This is a genomic window from Vibrio sp. V38_P2S17PM301 (assembly GCF_009904845.1).
GTDB classification, from domain to species: Bacteria; Pseudomonadota; Gammaproteobacteria; order Enterobacterales; family Vibrionaceae; genus Vibrio; species Vibrio proteolyticus.
Map to the genome: position 1 here is coordinate 1 of NZ_WXWO01000098.1, position 16372 is coordinate 16372.

Genomic DNA, 16372 nt, shown 5'->3' on the forward strand with positions numbered 1-16372 from the left:
CCTAATACAATGTTCTATTCGAATTATTTCTATAGTCTTCATTATTTAATTTCTATTTAGTTCTTCTTAAATTGGTCCACCCACGTCTGCTAGGCGTGATTTATATTTCTCCTTCAATTTGGGATTATCCAGCATCCCAAAAAATCAAATTCTTCATTTTAGACTAACCCTACATGGATTTTAGATAGGTGCCTTAATTAAGCAGGAAGCTCTCCAGCACCTACCCTAACCGCCATCTCACCAAGCTCAGTCGCATGTTGTTCTAGCCTTGGGTCATCGTTTACCGCGACACCATTGACTTCCACCGTTGGCTCGACCATGCCCATTTTTTGCTGTACGACGTGGCCGAGTTCGTGTGGCAGGTGGCGCTCTTGACCTGGGGCGAGGTAAATGTCTTCCCCCTGTGCATAGGCCTGTGCCTGAACTTGCGATGGCTTGTGGGAGTTGTAATGCACTCGCACACGTTGCAAGTTGACGCCCGAGATGCGCTCCATCCCTTGGCGCAGGCATACAGGCAGTGGTTTGGTGGCTACTTTAACGCATGGCGAAGCCGCACTATTTATCGCTCGTTGCACCAACACACGTCTGTGATGAGATCCATATTGAAGCGGCTTTATTCGCGTTAAGTATTGCTGCGTTTTCATTGACTTAACCTCTCATAGCGGAACCTTTTACCTTGTTATGTATTCACTTTATGCCGGTTTCTCTGTGCGCTCTTGGTAAATGTTGCTCTGCGTTTGGTATTAATTGGGATCGGGTTGGAAGTGCTGGTGGACGAATGGGCTGCATAAAAAAACCCTCTTCACGCATGGCCAGGAGTTATTGCGATGAAGAGGGCGATAAATATGTACTGCAGGCTACTGCTGTCATATTTTCATTGCCAATAATGGCGCGGGATCTACGACTCAGTTGCCATAACAGCTTGCATGGCCTGTTGCTCGGCTTCTGTAACAGCTTGTGCCACGTTACTGGAGGAGAAAATTTGTTGTGCCACCATGTCATCGGTGTATTCCACCGCTCTGGTCGCAGCTTGCTCCTGTTGAACGACTTGTTGCTGCGCATTTACTTGTTGGTTTTCTTGACTCATTGTTAGCTCCTTGGATGATCATTGAGTTAAAACGCCATAGGTGGCGAGTCCTCTAGTAGGCTGCATGTTTTCAGCCGGCTATGAGTTTGCTAGGCAAGTGGAGTGAAGGGGCCTTCTACCCACACATCGTTGTTGGCGAACAAGGTGATTAATTCGTGCGGACGCGTTTGCGCTAATTCGGTAAAGCTCGCTTCCCAAATATTTCGATGCGACTTTACTTTGATCACCTGTTCGAAATCTTGCTGCCAGTCGATCGGTAAGAACACACACTTTTCTGTGTCGGTTCCACCATACACCTTGTCTTCACTGCACAAGTAAACCAGCCGCCTTCTGTCAGATTGTGTTAACTCAGACTCCAATACTAAATAGCTCAGGCACGATCGAAGCCAAACTGGCATTGTCGGTATTTCTTTTGCCATCAGACTGGTTGTCTCGGACATAGATTTAGTCTCTACGTATTCCCCTGCTTTGTTTTTTGGCTTTGCTTTATCACTGTATGTGTTGTTTCGCTGATTGGTTTCTAGAGCGTCAATAGCGATGCTTCGATAAGCCAGTGTCGTGACTTCTTCTGTTGTGACTGGCTTTATGCTTTTGTCGTCGTTGTTAATATCACCATCCATGATGGAAGAAACCGTTGCCAGCCTAGCTAACACCAGAGCAGACCTATTAAGGCCAATGACCTCAATGGTATGCACACCTTTAAACTGTGGGTTGTCAGACTGGTTATGGGCGCGCCAATCTTCGTATTGCTGCTGCGTTTTATCGTCGGTGATCAGCTTGCCGCTGGACGTAAACTGGCTTGGGATGGCCCCAGGGGTTTGCCAAACAAGCTTTTCTACTTCTGAAGCGTCCTTATTGTGCATCTCTTTATAGAAGGCACACACTTCATCAAATGGATACGCGTGGCCATTGTATGGATTAAAACGAATATAGCTTCTGGGGCTCTCTTGATACGGGTCAACCAATAACGCTTTCTCCTGAGCGATGGTCACATTAGGAAATCGCTTATCCTTCACAGGAAAATGCCCTGCTTTGTTACGGTTACATTCATGGCAGATAAAGACTAAATTCGTTTGTTCGTAAGCCAGCTCGGAGTATGGCGAGTAAGTTTGGGTACTGTCGCCTCTGCCAGTGTCTTTTTGGTCCAGAAGAGCCACAGGCCGATAATGGCTTACTTCCCCATCGCCTGTGGGCAATAAAAAGCTTTCGCAATAACAACAACATCCATGAGATGCGCGTTTGAACGCATCTATGATTGCTTTGTCACTGTACAACGCAGGGTCGAAGGCTGCATAGTTGAACCCCACAGCGAGATGATCATGTTGTGAAGACGACGAGCTGTGATCACGTTGAGTCATGACAACTAGGTTGTTAACGAGATCAGGAGCATAGGCTTCTTTAGATAGCAAGTAGCGATCTTGTTTCGTCAACGTATGGTATTTAGGCGCATTACTTAAACGCTCAACCAGCTCTTTCATCTGCTGGGTTGCTGCTGCCTGTTTCACTTCTATATCGGCACTTAACTCGACGTTATAACGGTCTAATGGAATCATCGTCTTACCTATTGGGTTCGAATTCAGTTATTGATCAAGGTTGTTGGTCACATCACTCTGTGGCTCGGCGTGTTTCGCCTCATCTTTCAACACGTTCATCGCTGGATCATCCATTCCTAGCAACTGATTCTGGTAACTTTGCTGCTTGGCGAGCATCTGCTGCTGCATGTCAAAAGCTGATTGAGTCAGGTAAGCGTGTTTATCCATGACATGCTTCTGACTGTCTTGTTGGGTTATCGCCGCTGTGCTCTCATAATTTTGAGCAAGATCGCGGAACCTTTGACTGGCCTGTTCATTGAGAGCATGGAGAGAGTTAGCGTCTGCCTCAGCATTGTTTTCTGGCTCATGGGATTGCGCCGCCTCAGTGTCTTCACGAAAGCCGTTTCGTTCGTAGGCTTGTGATAACGAAGGGTGTTGTTGCATAAGCTGTTGACGCCCACTGTCAATAAGCTCTGATGACCGCTTCAATGAGTCGTTGATGGTTTGCATAGCATCGGCAATCACCGCATCAACGTTTGACATCATCGTCTGTGTATCAGCAGGCAGTGACATTTCAGCAAGTCTTTTCATCGCACTTTGCCTATCGTAAGTGGGGGCATTACTGGCCGTTCCCGTGTTGCCATTGTTGTACTGGCTGCCATTCGTCATCGTCTTATCACTCAAAGCCTGGTTTTGAGCATTGAATTTCATCTCGCACCTCAGTTAATCGATAATGTCTGGTAGGAAGCAGAGGTCCCCGTCGGTAAATCGCTATAAATGCTCAAACAACCTATTTCGTCAACATTCACCACTATTTCGCGCTCGGGAAGTGAGTAGACGTAATGGCGGCACTGGCCAGCCTGGCTAATGTAAGTATCATTAGCCAACTTTTCGCATAACAGGGTTTTCAGCTGCTGTAAGTATCGCGCAGCTTCTGGTTCTAAAGCACCTTTAGCACGTAAGTCGATGTTCATAACGATACTTAGTAACCCTGATGCCAAGTTGCTAAAACCTAAAGCATTCCCTGAATCCACCCACTGTCCGAAGGCGCTCTGCAGATTTTTGTCATCTAATTCAAAAGTTACTAACGGGCAATCCAAACATTCCAGAACCACTGAAGTTAATGCATCGACCGCTTGATTAATCGACTCACTGGAAACTTGCGCTCCATTATTATTACTTGTGACAAAACGTAGGTAGACGCAGTAGTAATGACCAAATTCGGTTAATGTTTGCGCTCGGGATAATGCCCATTTACTCGCCTCTTTCATCACACTACTTTTTACTGGCATGACTCTGCCTGCATAGTTTAAGCAGCGATAGCAGTTCACCCTGTCTTTGAGTCCAACAGTCCAGTGTATTGGAAGAGGCAGTTGGCTTTGTTCAATCACGCTCGTGACTGTGCTTAGTTCAATATTGGTTAACAGATGATAACGATGAATCAGCGCCGATAGCTGAGCGGATTGATTGTCAGCATCCTTTTCATCTATTGTTAAGGCAATGACATCCTCTGTTGAAAAATCGAGAAGTTTCTTAGCATCTAAGGTTAACCCAGCACCAGCGAGTTCGATGACCGATGTGCCCGATAACCCAAGACCAATTTGCCCTATCAACTCATCCTCATTGGCAAATACCAACGTATTGGATTTTCTTGATATATTGGATTGTATCCAGGGCAAGGCATTAGGAATCATTGAAACTATCAGCTGGTTTCTCCCTGTTAATTGGTCCACTGACTGCATTTCCGTTCCTTCAATTTTGATTGTCATGTCTTACTCCGTCATATGTCCTGGCGCTAGAGTCTGTCTGAAAAATCTTGGATTACCTGGCTCGCCTTCTCACCTACACTGGCGAAGTTGTTCGTGCTGTGTTCAACCATAGTATTCACTTCGGCGAGGATCTGCGCATATGGTGTGGTTTCCCCTGTCGCGAGCATTTTCGACAGCGCAACCCCCATCGCCGTTGTTGCCATTGTGTTGATATTCCTCAAGTTATCAGTGGCATCTTGAACTGCAATGGCAGATGATTGCGATATAGATTGAAGCGCTTTCCCCGCGCCCGATGCTTTAATCACATTGCCCGTTAATGTTGCCTCTTGGGTCTGCTTCACTGTTTCTACAATTTGAGTATTCACATGTTCCTCTTTCATTGTGATTCTCCTTAATGGATCGTATTTACGAGAGTTGTTTCATCCAAACACCAGTCGCTTAACATTCAGCTAAACCAATGAGTCAAACTTAGCCTTAAGCTCTTTTGCTATATTAGCGAGCAACGGTTTCGCACTATCTTCAACGGTCTTCTCAACTTCCTTTATCGCTTTATCCAGAGCGCCATCGATCAATGTTTTAGAGATCGAGCTGTTCGATTTCCTTAACTCCTTGATGAGCTCAAATTCCACCTCACTTTTGAGTTTTTCTTCCATCCATTGAATTTTTTTTAGCTCCAGCTCGAGAGCTTCCTTCGATTTTGGTGTTGGTAGTACAGTTTCAGTTTTTAATATCCTTGCACAACTTGCATTAAGTGCAGCTCCCGCAGAGGTTTGAGAATTCTGCTGAGCTGTTACGGCGTTGTACATTGTCATGCCAAGTGTTTCAGTTCCTGTAACATCAAGCATCCCCATCGCCTGGGAAGGGGATCCACCAGTCAGCAGGGTGTGAATGTCACTGACTGAACCAGTAATTTGATCGTTGACTGAGCTCATTTTGTTCTCCTATTCATAGCGCTTTCTTTGGAATGGCTTCGGCTGATGCCAGAATCATTGCACAGCACTGATTCACACAGGCGTTCTGAATGAGTTGTGACTGCGCTTCATTGTTCACGGCATTTTCCATTAGCAAACCAATGGTGTTTGCCATAACAACATCCGTCACCGCCATTGCAAAAGCAGGGGCAATATCTACGTTTTCATGCTGATTCATCTAGATTCCCCATCGCTTCCTCGCAATCTATCTACCTAGGCTTCTCCGCTTAAAAACAGCGTTAGTCGTTCTCATTGATTGGCGATATTGGCATGGTACTTCACCAATATCGCCATTGTGAGTTACTAGCGGTAGATTGCTGCTGTACCCACTGCTGCTGCTGCAGTATCAACAGAGAGCATAGTATTCACACCTTGAACCAGTGCTGCCTGTGCCGTTACTCCATTGTTCTGCTGGCTTGTTGTTGCATTGTGTGCAGCATTAGACAGTGCTTGGCTTGTTGCCAGCATAAAGTTGCCTGTTGCTACTGCAGGAGCGTCTCCCAAAACTTTCGTATTTACCTGTGAGATAGAGTCTGTAATTTGACTATTAACTGCTGTTGGAAATGCCATAGTATTTTCCTTTTTTACGGTTTGAAGTATGTGGCACATTAGCCACAAGTTTGTCTGACTGTAACAACGGAACTTTACTTAGGAACTCGATTAGGTTCTAAGCCAAGATTTTCTTAGTTGCTACAGCGGTGGACGCGGTATCTAAGGAGTAAAGTAAATTCACCCCTGCGGTTGTTACTGCTTGAGCTGTAATGTTCGCTTGCTGCTGCGCGGATGTTGCGTTGTGCGCAGCATTAGCAAGTGCTTGTGACGTTGCCTGAAACAAATTACCCATTGCTGTAGCAGGGGCGGTGCCAAGCACTTCTACATTTGCCTGTGTCACTGAATCAGTAATTTGACTATTTACTGCTGTTGGAAATGCCATTTAATCACTCCTGTAATTAACGCTATGCTAAACTGTCCAAAATATCTTTGGTCGCGATACCTGTTGTGGCCGTATCAATGGAATATAAGGTCGTTACACCCATTGTGGTTGCTGCTTGTGCTGTAATGGCAGACTGCTGCTGCGCCATCGTTGCGTTATGCGCAGCATTCCCTAATGCTTGGGATGTCGCTTGAAAAAGGTTACCCATAGACATGGCCGGCGCGTCGCCAAGCACTTTAACGTTGGCTTGAGTTACCGAATCGGTAACTTGATCGTTTACTGCTGTTGGAAATGCCATAATGCTCTCCTTTAAAATGTAGTGTTACGGTTTAATCAGCTAATGACTCTATCAACCAAGCCCAGCTACAGGTTTGGATGTGGGAGTTAGAATTGTTTTGGTGCCGACGGCTGTCGTTGCGGTATCGATTGAGTAGAGAGTTGTTACGCCCATCGTCGTTGCGGCTTGTGCAGTAATACCAGATTGCTGCTGTGCCAATGTGGCATTGTGTGCTGCATTACCTAACGCCTGTGACGTAGCCTGGAAAAGGTTGCCCATCGACATGGCCGGAGCATCACCTAATACCTTGACGTTTGCTTGAGTGACTGAATCTGTTATCTGATCATTTACTGCAGTTGGAAAAGCCATAGTTTTTGCCTCGCTTGGTTTGTTCAATTTAAGGTTTGTCTTTACTGCTCATCGGGTTTGAAATTGAATCGCTGCTTAATTTCAAACGATAGAGATATGTTATTAGATTGCTAATAAATCGTATTGGTAGGGTGTCGCCTCAGGTTGGTAACACACCGTCAAACATTGGTATATTTCACTTTCTATTGGCGAAATTGTGTTGAAGAATCCAATAACGGATGTGACAGATCATCAACCAGTGCCAGCAGTTCAGGGCTGGTCTCTGAATTGTGAAACTGGTCGCGATATGCTCCGGGGCTTAACCCGACTGTGGCTTTGAATTTTCGAACAAAAAAGCTGAGGTCGCAGAATCCGACATCATCACATACCTGAGTTACGTGCCGATTTGGATTGTCAGAAAGGATTTCCATTGCCTTTACGATGCGCAAACGAAGCAACACTTGTTTAAATGACATACCGAGATACGCCTTAAACAAATACGACAAATGAGTAGGACTGATGCAAGCATGACTTGCCAGCTCTTCCATTGTCAGAGGTTTTTTAAAGTTATTGTATAAATAACTAATTGCTTTATTGAGTCCCGGATGGCTTTTCGCTTGTGCGGATAACTGGATTTTATTCGGAATCGCCTGAATTGACCGTGATTCTGTTGGACGAAAAGGCAACACGGTACTTTTCTGATTTGCATTAGTGTCTTTAAGTTCTAATACCGTAGATTTCGCCTCAGCCACTTCGTCACAATCTATTGCTTCTATGCTGGGTGAATGTTCAAGCATCATAGGAAAGCAATTGAGTAGTACTTCACGATTAATAACAGTGGCTTCGCATTGAATTGAGAGCTTATCCAGGCAACGCTTTAGTTGCTTAACATTGTCAGGCCATGAATAGCCTGTAAGTACTTTCCACGCACTATCTTGAATACATAACTTCGCGATATTCGGGTTTAAACGCTGATAAGATTGGACAATAGCTCTTATATCGGCACACCTTTCACTAAGCGTTGGTAATTCGATGTTCAGGCAATTATAGTGCAGCCACTTCAGAACTGACTCTTTACCAGCGTCAGGCTGACTATCTTCCATGCTCTCGTTAGGTAGTGATTCAGATGTGCTAACAATTATACGAGCTTTTGGATTCGCACTTTCAATGAGTGGCCAAGCCCTTTTCAGCAAGAGAGCAGAGTGCTCGTCCAACACTTCTAAATGGCTGAGGTAAAGGCACCCCTCTTTCGCGTCTCTTATTGCCTTTATCAGGCTTTCATTCAAATCCGCAACCTCTACATTCCTGAAGCTTAACTCAATGAAATGAGAGTCTTTGCGCTCACTCATTTCATAAAGCATTTTTGCCGCAACCCTTTTCCCCGTCCCCTCTTTGCCAACAATCAACACCGGTATATCACTGACAGACATTAGTTTTAAGCGCTGCTTAGTGATCTGTACGAATGTGCTTTCGCCGACCCATGAATCATCCGTTAATCTACCAACAACTTCCTCTATCTTCATATCATTCATCATTTTGATCCTTTTCTATTCAATTCGAGAGAAGTGATGCGTGATGTAAAACAAAGATTCTTCTTTAAACCAACCGCGCCACAACTTAAGAAAAAAGTAACGAACTTATACTGTTCATAACGGATCACTTTCGGATCACTTGGCTGTAACGCAGTCTGGTTGCAAAGTTATGAAGGCTTGAGTCTTGGGTAGTGAATACTCAGTCGTTTATCAGTGAAAAGTTCTTGTTGAGTATTAATAACGTCACGAAGTAAAGGGTGTTGAAAGGAATATGATTGGAACGTAGGCTCGATAAAACCTGACATTATTAGCGCAGTTATAGCAGTAACCCCGATATTCCTATTTTTAGACAAATAAGATTCAATTATACTTTCTTTCACTTCAAAACCTTGTCTAGCCAAAAAAAAGAGCAAATCAATCTCTGTTTGAGTGAGTGGCATCATCATATTTTTAAGCATGTCTATAAACGCTAGAGAAACCTTACCTATTGATCGACATTTTGCTTCCCAATGTATATATAGTGGGTTACCACTAGCCCGGATGGCTAATTGTCGAATGACTGTTGGCGAGAGTTCCTGAGAATTTTCTATGGTCAGTGATGTGGCTAAGTTTACTGCTTCAGAGTGTATAAGAGGTAGGAGGTTTATCTTCTTATATTCTTGCAACCAAGAAGGCGTCACATAGAAACGATGAGTGTTCGTAGCACTTAAAATAAAAAATACTGACTGCTCTTTACTATGAAAAACAAGTAATTGGATAAAAGACAACTGTTGACAGTTAAGTTCTTGTAATTCATCAAATGCTATTATTGAGATATTTTGCTCAACAAGCTGCCCAATGATGACCATTACTGAAAGAGTGGTGATTTCTGCCTTACGCTCTTCAGAGAGAACATGTAAAGCAGAACGCTCAGAGTCATTCAAACTCACTCCCATTAGGTTCAGTAAATAGAGATAAACAAGTGGGGATTTTATAATGGAAGTTAATTTATTTCGGATCTGATTTTCATCTGAATTACTGGAGATCTTAAGTAGATGACAAATAAAGGATGATAGATATGAAGTAGAATCGCTGTCCGATATATAAAGCGCATTATCTCCATTTCTTGCGCGATTCGTTACAAAAAATTTAATTAGATGACTCTTACCAACACCTTTTTTTCCATGAACAAAAACACTCACCCTTTCTGTTTTCGACCTGAGAAAAAGTAGCTCGAGCTGGTTGAGCTCCCAATCTCTACCTACACATTGGCTAGCCGAAACGTTACTGCGCTTACAGTAATGCCACAAAGATGTAGGAATTGTATCTTCAACTATTACCGACAGTGGTACGTTAAAATACTTGGATAAGTCTACGGCTGTTCTGTACAAGACATTCCTACCAGCTTCCGCTCGTTTTATCGATCCGACAGAGACAGATAGACGTCTTTCAAAACATTCTCTGGCAAGCTTTTCCTGACTTAGACAATTTTTTTTCTCAATAATTTTAAAGACTTACTATTTATAGAAATACGACCATTATTTTTTCTCATAATTGATACCAATTACATAAACAAGGTCTATATACAACGAAATGCCTAACATTCAATCAAGTGCCACTTAACGCATATAAGAACTAAATCAAACTTAATCTGGGGAAAATTACAAATACAACTTTTAGTAGGCCACATTCATCAATACACTCACAGAATAATCATGAGACGTAGCACTGTTCCTTTTATGTTGACTAATAATAACATGCACACAGCGACGCTACGCCGCCATGTATGAAAGCAAGGGTTAAAATGTGGGAGGAGTGGAAGCGCTGATCAGCTCACATTCTAGGCGGCTTTTGTTACGGAAACGGTGCGGCTTGCGGGTTTCGAAGTAGTACGAATCACCAGCTTTCAGCACCCGGGTTTGGTTACCAACCGTGATTTCAATTTCGCCGCGCAAGATAACACCGCCCTCTTCGCCGTCGTGCTGCATAAAATCGGTTCCGGTATCGGCGCCTGGCGGATAAATCTCACGCATGATGGCGAGTTGCCGCCCTTCCCTTTTGGCGCCCACCAGCCACAGTTGGAGGCTGCCATCACCGAGGTCAGTCAATTGTTCCGGGGAGAAGAAGATTTCATCGTGCTGCGTTTCGACATCCAGCGTGAAGAACTCGCCCATGGAGATCGGAATCGCATCGAGTATTTTTTTCAATGAACCCACCGATGGGTTAACCTGATTTTGTTCGATCTGAGAGATCATGGAGTTGGTCACTCCGCTGCGTTTAGCCAGCTCCCGCTGTGATAAACCACGCATGGTACGTATTGTTCTCAGCTGTTTTCCCACATCCATGTCTCTATCCATGCTGCTACCTTCTCGTTGTTATTCGCGCCCCAGATGCCGGGCAAAAGGGGCGCGTATTGTTATTGTATGTCGATGACTGGCCTTACCCGTAAGCTATTGAAGACCCATCTTTATCTCCTGCAAGCGGCGTTTCTCGGCTTTTGCCATCACCCACCAGGCTATAAACGTAGCACAGGATACCGCCAGAATGATCAGCGTCGCCAGAGCATTGATTTTCGGGCTCACCCCCAAACGCACACTAGAGAATACCACCATCGGCAAGGTCGTCGCGCTCGGACCGGACACAAAACTTGCGATCACCAGATCATCCAGTGACAGTGTAAACGCCAGCAACCAACCCGCCACGATCGCCGGAGCAATGCTGGGTAGTGTGATTTGGAAAAACACTTTCCAGGGCGGTGCGCCCAGATCCATGGCCGCTTCTTCAATTGAGCGATCAACCTCTTGCAAACGCGAACTGACCACCACCGTGACGTACGCGGTACAGAAGGTCACATGCGCAATCCAGATGGTCATCATCCCTCGGTGGCTGAACAGGTCAAACACTTGCCCGAGTGCGATAAACAGCAGCAACAGCGATAACCCGGTAATGACTTCCGGCATGACCAGTGGTGCGGTGATCATAAACGCAAAGCCAGTTTCACCGCGGAACTTGCCAAAGCGGTTTAACACAAACGCAGCGATGGTACCGAGCACCACTGCAGCGCTCGCCGACAAAAAACCAATCAGCAGGCTCAGTTTTACCCCGCCCATCAACAAGTCATCTTGCAGCAGTTCGAAGTACCATTTCACCGAAAACCCAGACCAGACCGTCACCAGGCGGTTTTCATTGAACGAGTAGATAATCAGGATCAGGATCGGTAGATACAGAAAGGTCAGACCGGCTCCGAGAATCACCCATTTCCATCGGGTGTTGTAAACGGGAATACTGTTCATCCTTGTGCCTCCAGTTCACGTTTCTGATAGCGATGGAACCACAGGATCGGCACCATCAGGATAAGCAACATCACCGTTGCCACGGCCGAAGCGACTGGCCAGTCTCGGTTGTTGAAAAACTCCTGCCACAAGACTTTACCGATCAAAATCGAATCCGGACCGCCGAGCAATTCAGGAATCACAAACTCACCCACCGCTGGTATGAACACCAGCATGGAGCCGGCGATGATACCCGCACGGGTCAGCGGCACCAGAATGCTGAACAGCGTGGTAAACGGCTTAGCGCCTAAGTCGCTGGCCGCTTCAATCAATGAGTAATCCACTCGCATCAAAGCGGTATACAGAGGCAATACCATAAACGGCAGATAGGTGTACACAATTCCGATGTACACTGCCCAGTCGGTGTGCAAGATGCGCAGTGGTTCATCGAGAATACCGAACGTTATCAACATGTTATTGAGCAGACCATTGTTTTTCAGTATCCCTATCCAGGCGTAGACGCGGATCAAAAAACTGGTCCAGGACGGCAATATGATCAGCATCAGCAGAACATTACGTGTCGATGGTTTGGAATGCACGATGGCCCAGGCGAGCGGAAAACCGATCAGCAGACACAGTAACGTTGACACCAGAGCAATCCGTATGGAGTGCAGGTATGAGGAAATGTACAGATCATCTTCAAACAGATACTGATAGTTACCAATATTGAGTAGCAGGCGAATCTGTTGTTCTGCGTAAGTGACCAGCTCTGAATAGGGTGGAATGGAGATCTGCGCCTCCGCAAAACTGATCTTAAGTACAATCAGAAACGGCAGCATAAAGAACAACATCAACCAGCCATACGGCACGGCCAGAAGCAGGCATTTTGGCGTGGGAATAATACGCCAAATTTTGAGTTTGGCTGGTTTCTTCATATCTTCAGTACCACGCAACTTTCCATGTCCCAACACAGATTGACTTTCTGCTCCCAGGTCGGCATACCTTTACGCAGCCGCGACGTATTCTGTAACGTGGCGGTCACCAGTTTGCCCGACGCCAGGCGCACATGATAAATGGACTGATTGCCCATATAAGCGATGTCTTCCACCACCCCACTGCAACTGTTGGCGCCGTGATGAATGTTGTCGCACAGCGTCATTTTTTCCGGGCGAACCGCAATCATCACCGGAATACCCGGCGCACCGGAAATGCCGTGATTCACAAAGATAGGCTGAGGCAGATCCGGGCTGCGTACAGAAGATTGGTCGTTCTGGTTGGTCTCCAGCGTTCCTTCAAAGATATTCACTTTACCGATGAAGCTGGCGGCAAACTTCGAGTTCGGGTGCTCGTACACGTCGGTTGGCGAACCAATCTGGACAAACTGCCCTTTGTTCATGATCGCAATACGACTGGCCATGGTCATCGCTTCTTCCTGATCGTGCGTTACCATCACGCAGGTCACCCCGACCCGTTCAAGAATATCGACCACTTCAAGCTGCATCTTCTCACGCAGGTTTTTATCCAGCGCCCCCATAGGTTCATCCAAGAGCAGCAATTTGGGCTTTTTCGCCAGGCTGCGCGCCAGTGCGACCCGTTGACGCTGACCACCCGACAACTGATGAGGCTTACGTTTGGCGTAATCCGCCATATGGACCAGATCGAGCATCTGCTTGACCGTCGCTTCGATCTCTTTGGCGGGTAAGCCGTCTTGCTTGAGGCCGAACGCGATGTTGCCGGCAACCGTCATATGCGGGAATAGCGCGTAAGACTGGAACATCATGTTCACCGGACGGCGATAAGGGGGAATATCGGCCAAGTCTTCACCATCGAGAATGATCTGTCCGGCGGTGGGTTGTTCAAAACCGGCTAACATGCGCAATAAAGTGGATTTACCACACCCTGATGCGCCCAGCAGCGCGAAAATTTCGCCCTGATTAATGGTCAGGTCCACGGCGTCAACAGCAAGGTGGCCATCAAAATCTTTGGTCAGCCCGCGTATTTCCAGCAGCGGTTTCGGCGTCTTTGGCTCAGAATAATTATGAGAAAGGTCGGTATCGATTGACATCACTGTCATGCTGATCTCCAAAACAAAAACGGCGACCAATAAAAGGTCGCCAAATTGTGCTGATTAATCTTTAACGAAGTCTGTCCATGCACGAGTCAGTACACGAGACGTTTTGTGAGGCAAAGGCTTAGAGCTGTATAGTTTCTCTTGCGTTGCCTCGTCTGGGTAGATGCCCGGATCGTCCAGAATATCTGCTTCAACAAACTCACGTGACGGCGGATTCGGGTTGGCGTACCACACGTAGTTGCTGATTTCAGCAATCACTTCCGGACGCAGCAGGAAGTCGATGAACTTGTGCGCATTGTCCGGGTGTCTGGCGTCGCGAGGAATCGCCATCAGGTCGAACCAGGCCAGCGCACCTTCTTTGGGAATTGAGTACGCAACCTCAACGCCATTGTCCGCTTCAGCAGCGCGGTCTGAGGCTTGCAGTACATCACCCGACCAGCCGATCGCAACACAGATATCACCGTTGGCGAGATCATTGATGTATTGAGACGAGTGGAAGTACGTCACGTAAGGACGAATCTGCTTAAGTAGCGCCAGTGCGTCTTTCTTGTAGTCATTCGGGTCGGTACTGTTGGGATCTTTGCCGAGATAATTCAGCGCTGCCGACATGATTTCAGTCGGCGCATTCAAAAAGCCCACCCCGCATTTCGACAGCTTTTCCATGTTCTCCGGTTTGAACACCAGATCCCAGCTGTTGACGGGTGCGTCTTCGCCAAGAGCAGCTTTCACTTTCGCTACGTTATAGCCAATACCGGTAGTACCCCACAGGTATGGCACCGCATAGTTGTTATCCGGATCGACCGAATCTGCGAGGATCTTCATCAGGCGAGGATCCAGATTGGCGTAATTAGTGAGCTTGCTCTTATCCAGTTTCTGAAAGGCACCCGCTTGCGCCTGTCTGCCAAGGAATGAATCACTCGGGACCACCAGGTCAAACCCGGTGTTACCTGACAATATTTTCGCTTCCAGCACTTCGTTGGAGTCGAACACGTCGTACACCACTTTAATGCCGGTTTCCTTTTCAAACTGGGCGATGGTGTCTTCTGCAATATAGTCAGACCAGTTGTAAATATTGAGTACCTTATCCTCCGCAGCAAGCGATGTTATCGGGCTCAGCCCTATCGTCATCCCTAACGCTACCCCAAAGTAAGCTTTTAGTTTTCCCATGTGGATCTCCGTTTCCTCTTCTTTGCTTTGGTTTTTTCCTCGTCAACTACTGCTGAACGTCGGCGAGCGTTTTATCCAGTGCGAGTTTCGCCAGATCAACCAGTTGGTCGATCTCTTCCTTGCTGATCACCAGCGGTGGTGAACAAATCATCGAGTCGCCAACCGCGCGCAGCACCACACCACTGGCAAAACAGTGTTCGCGGCAGCGGGTGCCAACATCGATCTCTTTGGCAAAACGGGCGTGTGTGGCTTTGTCTTTCACCAGCTCAATCGCCCCGACTAAGCCTTTGCTGCGCGCTTCCCCGACTAAAGGATGCTCAGCCAACTCAGTCCAGCGGCTGGCAAAATAAGGGGCAATCTCTTCTCTAACGCGGCTGACAATATTGAGACGTTGCATCTCTTTGATATTGGCAATAGCAACTGCACAGGCCGCAGGGTGGCCTGAATAGGTAAAGCCATGGGCGAACTCGGTATCTGCATCCGTGAGCACCTCGGCAACATGGTCACGCACCATAACACCGCCCAACGGCAGGTAACCGGACGTAATGCCTTTCGCCATGCACATCAAATCCGGTCTGATGTTGTATGTTTGGCTGGCAAACCATTCACCGGTTCGGCCGAAACCACAAATGACTTCATCAACCACCAACAGAATGTCGTATTTGTCACAAATGCGCTGAATCTCAGGCCAGTAGCTGTCTGGTGGAATGATCACGCCACCGGCGCCTTGGATAGGCTCAGCAATAAAGGCCGCCACATTGTCTTCACCCAACTCAAGAATTTTCGCTTCCAGTTGGCGTGCGCGCTCAAGACCAAACTCGTTGGCATCCATACCCTGACCTTCACCGAAGTGATACGGTTGATCGATATGGACAATGTTCGGTAGAGGTAAGCCACCCTGCGCATGCATAAACGCCATGCCACCTAAACTGGCACCAGCCATGGTACTGCCGTGATAGGCATTTTTGCGACTGATGATGGTCTGTTTGGCGGGTTTGCCTTTGCTGGCCCAATAATGGCGAACCATACGCACCACTGTGTCATTACACTCAGAGCCGGAGCCCGTAAAGAAAACATGATTCATGCCTTCTGGCGTGATTTCCGCCAGCAGCGTCGACAGCTCAACCGCCGGTGGATGGGTGGTCTGGAAAAACAGGTTGTAATAAGGCAGTTGGTGTAACTGCTCGGTCGCCGCATCGATCAGCGGCTGACAGTCGTAGCCCATGTTCACACACCACAAGCCCGCCATACCATCCAGAATCCGGTTGTCGTTTTCGTCATAAATGTACACGCCTTTCGCGCGCTTGATGACACGAGAACCTTTTTGATTCAATGCTTTAAAGTTAGTAAACGGGTGCAGGCAGTGTGCACTGTCTTGTTCAATCCATTTAGACATAGTTTTTTCCCATCTGACATTTAAATCAATTTTCTAT

Annotated in this window: 20 protein-coding genes; all 20 read right to left on the minus strand. The window is 46.7% G+C overall.

Going from position 1 to position 16372, the window contains the following annotated elements; translation table 11 throughout:
• Positions 1-197 precede the first annotated feature (197 nt).
• Positions 198-575: an eCIS core domain-containing protein gene (locus CAG64_RS20070; RefSeq protein ID WP_337247473.1), complete on the minus strand. Its 378-nt coding sequence runs from the start codon at positions 573-575 to the stop codon at positions 198-200.
• A 323-nt stretch (positions 576-898) separates the two neighbouring features.
• The gene (locus CAG64_RS20075; protein ID WP_161454911.1) at positions 899-1087 is read right to left on the minus strand and encodes a hypothetical protein; all 189 of its coding nucleotides are present in this window, start codon (positions 1085-1087) and stop codon (positions 899-901) included.
• An 89-nt stretch (positions 1088-1176) separates the two neighbouring features.
• Positions 1177-2640, minus strand: coding sequence for an HNH endonuclease (locus CAG64_RS20080; RefSeq protein WP_161488672.1), 1464 nt, complete (start codon positions 2638-2640; stop codon positions 1177-1179).
• Between the two features lie 27 nt (positions 2641-2667).
• Positions 2668-3330, minus strand: coding sequence for a hypothetical protein (locus CAG64_RS20085; RefSeq protein WP_161488673.1), 663 nt, complete (start codon positions 3328-3330; stop codon positions 2668-2670).
• Positions 3331-3338: 8 nt separating this feature from the next.
• A complete protein-coding gene (locus tag CAG64_RS20090; protein WP_161488674.1) occupies positions 3339-4388 on the minus strand; it encodes a hypothetical protein in 1050 nt (349 codons plus the stop codon).
• A 26-nt stretch (positions 4389-4414) separates the two neighbouring features.
• Positions 4415-4768 carry a hypothetical protein gene (locus CAG64_RS20095; protein ID WP_161454414.1) on the minus strand — a complete coding sequence of 118 codons (354 nt, stop codon included), beginning with the start codon at positions 4766-4768 and terminating at the stop codon, positions 4415-4417.
• 69 nt (positions 4769-4837) lie between these two features.
• On the minus strand, positions 4838-5320 hold the full coding sequence (locus CAG64_RS20100) for a RebB family R body protein (RefSeq protein ID WP_161488675.1): 483 nt from the start codon (positions 5318-5320) through the stop codon (positions 4838-4840).
• A 13-nt stretch (positions 5321-5333) separates the two neighbouring features.
• Complete coding sequence (locus CAG64_RS20105; RefSeq protein ID WP_161454416.1) at positions 5334-5537, minus strand: RebB family R body protein; 204 nt, start codon at positions 5535-5537, stop codon at positions 5334-5336.
• 125 nt (positions 5538-5662) lie between these two features.
• Positions 5663-5929 carry a RebB family R body protein gene (locus CAG64_RS20110; RefSeq protein WP_161454417.1) on the minus strand — a complete coding sequence of 89 codons (267 nt, stop codon included), beginning with the start codon at positions 5927-5929 and terminating at the stop codon, positions 5663-5665.
• A 97-nt stretch (positions 5930-6026) separates the two neighbouring features.
• Positions 6027-6293, minus strand: a complete 267-nt coding sequence (locus CAG64_RS20115; RefSeq protein ID WP_161454418.1) for a RebB family R body protein — start codon at positions 6291-6293, stop codon at positions 6027-6029.
• A gap of 22 nt (positions 6294-6315) precedes the next feature.
• Complete coding sequence (locus CAG64_RS20120; RefSeq protein WP_161454419.1) at positions 6316-6591, minus strand: RebB family R body protein; 276 nt, start codon at positions 6589-6591, stop codon at positions 6316-6318.
• A 51-nt stretch (positions 6592-6642) separates the two neighbouring features.
• Positions 6643-6939 carry a RebB family R body protein gene (locus CAG64_RS20125; protein ID WP_161454420.1) on the minus strand — a complete coding sequence of 99 codons (297 nt, stop codon included), beginning with the start codon at positions 6937-6939 and terminating at the stop codon, positions 6643-6645.
• A 182-nt stretch (positions 6940-7121) separates the two neighbouring features.
• A complete protein-coding gene (locus tag CAG64_RS20130; RefSeq protein ID WP_202602290.1) occupies positions 7122-8453 on the minus strand; it encodes an AraC family transcriptional regulator in 1332 nt (443 codons plus the stop codon).
• A 164-nt stretch (positions 8454-8617) separates the two neighbouring features.
• On the minus strand, positions 8618-9820 hold the full coding sequence (locus CAG64_RS20135) for an AAA family ATPase (protein WP_161488677.1): 1203 nt from the start codon (positions 9818-9820) through the stop codon (positions 8618-8620).
• A gap of 408 nt (positions 9821-10228) precedes the next feature.
• The gene (locus CAG64_RS20140; RefSeq protein WP_237668265.1) at positions 10229-10786 is read right to left on the minus strand and encodes a cupin domain-containing protein; all 558 of its coding nucleotides are present in this window, start codon (positions 10784-10786) and stop codon (positions 10229-10231) included.
• Positions 10787-10879: 93 nt separating this feature from the next.
• Positions 10880-11722, minus strand: coding sequence for an ABC transporter permease subunit (locus tag CAG64_RS20145; RefSeq protein ID WP_021704742.1), 843 nt, complete (start codon positions 11720-11722; stop codon positions 10880-10882).
• Positions 11719-12636, minus strand: coding sequence for a putrescine ABC transporter permease PotH (potH, locus tag CAG64_RS20150; RefSeq protein WP_161454540.1), 918 nt, complete (start codon positions 12634-12636; stop codon positions 11719-11721). The genes CAG64_RS20145 and potH overlap by 4 nt, the downstream gene beginning before the upstream one ends.
• Complete coding sequence (potG, locus tag CAG64_RS20155; protein WP_021704744.1) at positions 12633-13775, minus strand: putrescine ABC transporter ATP-binding subunit PotG; 1143 nt, start codon at positions 13773-13775, stop codon at positions 12633-12635. The genes potH and potG overlap by 4 nt, the downstream gene beginning before the upstream one ends.
• 54 nt (positions 13776-13829) lie before the next feature.
• Positions 13830-14939, minus strand: coding sequence for an extracellular solute-binding protein (locus CAG64_RS20160; protein WP_161488849.1), 1110 nt, complete (start codon positions 14937-14939; stop codon positions 13830-13832).
• A 46-nt stretch (positions 14940-14985) separates the two neighbouring features.
• The gene (locus tag CAG64_RS20165) at positions 14986-16335 is read right to left on the minus strand and encodes an aspartate aminotransferase family protein (RefSeq protein ID WP_161488848.1); all 1350 of its coding nucleotides are present in this window, start codon (positions 16333-16335) and stop codon (positions 14986-14988) included.
• Positions 16336-16372 lie beyond the last annotated feature (37 nt).